The organism is Phocaeicola sp. ICN-14070 (assembly GCF_037892625.1).
GTDB classification, from domain to species: domain Bacteria; phylum Bacteroidota; class Bacteroidia; order Bacteroidales; family Bacteroidaceae; genus Phocaeicola; species Phocaeicola plebeius.
This window is the reverse complement of record NZ_JBBKBF010000151.1, coordinates 1-1277: the sequence shown is the minus strand read 5'-3', so window position 1 is coordinate 1277 and position 1277 is coordinate 1. Positions and strand designations below refer to the sequence as shown.

At 39.7% G+C, this 1277-nt stretch carries 1 protein-coding gene; it reads left to right on the top strand.

The annotated features are described in order from the left end of the window. Positions 1-128 precede the first annotated feature (128 nt). Positions 129-1277: IS4 family transposase (locus tag WKT20_RS17990; protein WP_340417861.1), on the top strand; the 1149-nt coding region annotated here is incomplete at its 3' end.

Sequence of the window (1277 nt, the reverse complement as noted above, 5' to 3'; positions counted from 1 at the left end):
CACTAGTGGGCACTTTAAATTAAACATCGTTCTTTGAAATCTTTGATAATCGCATAGTTAAATATCTTTTTGGAGCGTGACGATTTGAATTGAAAAGTTGTTTTAGCTTTGTCCAAAAGCTAAAAACAATGAACCAAGGCAAATATATCTTCGCTCAACTTACAGATTTTCTTCCCCGTCGTGTCTTTGACCGTTTGGTAGAGAAGTATTCCGGGAATAAGAAAATCAGAACATTCACCTGTTGGAATCAGATGCTGTGCATGATTTTCGGACAACTGACCGCCCGAGATAGTATGCGTGAGCTTATGCTCAGCCTTGAGGCACACAAGAGCAAGTACTATCACTTGGGATTCGGTGCAACAGTTAGCCGTACCAATCTGGGGAAAGCAAACCGGAATAGAGATTATCGTATCTACGAAGAATTTGCTTATACCCTGATTGCGGAAGCCCGTAATAGCTACAACAAAAATGACTTCGAGGTGAAAGTTGACGGTAATGTTTATGCCTTTGATTCCTCCACCATAGACCTTTGTCTGAATGTTTTTTGGTGGGCGGAATTTAGGAAACACAAAGGAGGCATCAAACTTCATACCTTGTATGATGTAAAGACTTCCATACCGACAATCGTACTGGTAACCAATGCTAAAGTACATGACGTAAACATGCTGGATGAGTTGAGTTATGAAAAGGGAAGTTTCTATATCATGGATAAAGGATATGTTGACTTCACCCGTTTGCATAAGCTTCACACCTGTGGTGCTTACTTCGTTACACGTGCAAAGGATAATATGAGATTCCGTAGAATGTATTCCCGTGAAGTCGATAAAACAACCGGAATAAAATGTGACCAGATTGGAATACTTGAAACGTATAAATCGCTCAAAGCATATCCGGCCAAACTTCGGCGGGTTAAATACTACGATGAAGAACTGGGCAGAGAATTTGTGTTCATCACCAACAACATGGAACTCTCAGCAGAGGAAGTAGCCTTGCTATACAAGAACCGTTGGCAGGTGGAACTATTTTTCAAATGGATAAAGCAACACCTGAAAGTAAAATCTTTTTGGGGAACCACGATGAATGCAGTCAAGACACAAGTCTACTGTGCCATCATAACATACTGTCTGGTTGCCATTGTCGCTTACAAATTGAAAGTTAACCGTCCAATCTACGAAATCCTACAAATTTTGAGTTTTTCTCTACTGGATAAAACGCCTGTAAGAGAGATACTTACCAATTGCGATTACAAAAATGTCAAAGAACTAAATTATAAACAA